This is a genomic window from uncultured Thiodictyon sp. (assembly GCA_903837595.1).
Lineage (GTDB): Bacteria > Pseudomonadota > Gammaproteobacteria > Chromatiales > Chromatiaceae > Thiodictyon.
In genome coordinates this window covers 1-2,147 of sequence record CAILVI010000215.1, presented here as the reverse complement: position 1 = coordinate 2,147, position 2,147 = coordinate 1, and the positions used below count along the sequence as shown (strand labels likewise).

General features: G+C 63.7%; 4 protein-coding genes. All 4 read left to right on the top strand.

Going from position 1 to position 2,147, the window contains the following annotated elements:
* A partial coding sequence (locus QZY44_RS11645) for a type VI secretion system tube protein Hcp (protein WP_295446371.1) occupies positions 1-470 on the top strand: 470 nt, incomplete at its 5' end.
* A 106-nt stretch (positions 471-576) separates the two neighbouring features.
* Entirely contained in the window at positions 577-1,431 is an 855-nt protein-coding gene (locus QZY44_RS11640) for a type VI secretion system accessory protein TagJ (RefSeq protein ID WP_295446369.1), read from the top strand.
* The gene (gene tssE, locus QZY44_RS11635) at positions 1,424-1,927 is read left to right on the top strand and encodes a type VI secretion system baseplate subunit TssE (protein WP_295446367.1); all 504 of its coding nucleotides are present in this window, start codon (positions 1,424-1,426) and stop codon (positions 1,925-1,927) included. Before QZY44_RS11640 ends, tssE begins: the two co-directional genes overlap by 8 nt.
* A gap of 10 nt (positions 1,928-1,937) precedes the next feature.
* Positions 1,938-2,147 (top strand): type VI secretion system baseplate subunit TssF (locus tag QZY44_RS11630; protein WP_295446365.1); only part of this gene is annotated, 210 nt, incomplete at its 3' end.

Sequence of the window (2,147 nt, the reverse complement as noted above, 5' to 3'; positions counted from 1 at the left end):
TCAAGCTCGATGACGTCAAGGGCGAGGCCCAAGACAAGAGCCACAAGGACGAGATCGATGTCCTTGCCTGGTCTTGGGGCATGAGTCAATCCGGCACCATGCATACCGGTGGTGGTGGCGGCGGCGGCAAGGTCTCGGTACACGACCTGTCCATTACCAAGTATGTCGACAAGTCCTCGCCGACCCTGATGACCTATTGCTCGCAGGGCAACCAGTTCAAAGAGGCCAAGCTGACGGTGCGCAAGGCCGGCGGCGCCACCCCCTTGGAATATCTCATCATCACCATGAAGGACGTGATCGTCACGTCACTGAGCACCGGTGGCTCGGGTGGTGAGGATCGGCTGACCGAGAACGTGAGCCTCAACTTCGCCTCGGTCAAGGTGGACTATCAGCCGCAGAAGCAGGACGGCAGCAAGGACGGCGGCCCCGTCAAGTACGGCTGGGACATCGCGAAGAACGTCAAGCTCTAACCGCGGGGCACGGCATGCCCTATGCGGCGATCGGTGCCGCGTCCGCGCAGCTGCGCGGGCGCGGATGATTGATCCAGCGCTGCCGCACCTGCCGGGAGACAACATCATGTTAGCCGAAGACCGGTGGCGCGAGGGCGACCCGGAAGAGTCATTGCGACAGCTGCAGGAGCAGGTGCGCAAGGAGCCCGCGAAGGCGAGCCTGCGCGTCTTTCTCTTTCAGCTGCTGGCGCTGCTGGGACAATGGGAGCGGGCACTCAATCAGTTGACCGTGGCCGGCGAATTGGACGCCGGCAACCTGGCCATGGTACAGACGTACCGCGAGGCGCTGCGCTGCGAGGGGTTACGCACCGAGATCTTCGCCGGCAAGCGCTCACCCCTGGTGTTCGGTCAGCCCGATGAATGGTTCGCACTGCTGCTGGAGGCCCAGCGCTTGGTCGCGCAGGGGGCGGGAGAGCAGGCGCGGGCAATACGCGAGCGTGCCTTGGAGGCGGCCCCTACCACGCCCGGCACCTTGGATGGCACCCGCTTCGAGTGGATCATGGACGGCGATAACCGCCTGGGACCCGTCCTGGAGGCAATCGTGAATGGACGCTATTACTGGATTCCGTTCAACCGCATCGGCTCGATGCAGTTGGAAGAGCCGCAAGACCTGCGCGATCTGGTGTGGATGCCGGCGCACTTTACCTGGGCCAATGGCGGCGAGTCGGTGGGTCTCATTCCGACCCGCTACCCGGGTTCGGAGGCAGCGGCGGACATCGAGTTGCGCCGCAGCCGCCGTACCGAATGGCTGGAGCAGGCGGGTGAGACCTATATCGGCCTGGGCCAACGGATGTTCTTCACCGATACTGGCGAATACCCACTGATGGATATCCGCCGCATCGACTTTGACAGCAACCCCGACGAGGGGCAAGCCGCATCGGCGCCTGAAACCTCGTCCGACAGCGGCGAAACCATTGGCTGAGCTGACCCACCGGGAGCGCTTGCAGCCCTCGCTGCTCGATCGGCTCACCGATTATGAGCCAGGCAATCCACAGGAGTCGCGCGAGCAGCGCGACTTCTCCTTGGGCCGGCTGCGCGAGACCGTCCTGCGCGATCTGGCCTGGTTGCTCAACACGACCAATCTTGCGGCGGCGCAAGACCTGAGCGCCTACCCCGATGCCGCCAGCTCCGTGGTCAATTTCGGTATACCGGACCTTTCCGGCACGACCCTCTCCGGCACCGACGCGGCGGCGCTCGAGCGCACCCTGCGTCAGGCCGTCGCGGATTTCGAACCGCGGATCATCGGCCAGACACTGAAGGTGCGGCTGGAAATCAACGAGACCCAAATGAGCCACAACGCCATGACCTTTCTCATCGAGGGCGACCTGTGGGCACAGCCGGTCCCGCTGCGCCTCTATCTCAAGACTGAAATCGACCTCGAAATGGGCGACGTCACGGTCAGTTCTTACGCGGGCTAGGGGCACAGCGATGGACCCCCGCTTCTTGGAGTATTACAACCGCGAACTGCGCTTCATGCGCGAGATGGGCGGCGAACTGGCCGCCGAATTCCCCAAGATCGCTGCCCGACTTGGGTTGGAGAGCTTCGAGTGCGCGGACCCCTATGTGGAACGTCTGCTGGAGGGTTTTGCCTTCCTCGCCGCCCGGGTCCAGCTCAAGATCGACGCCGAATTTCCCGCC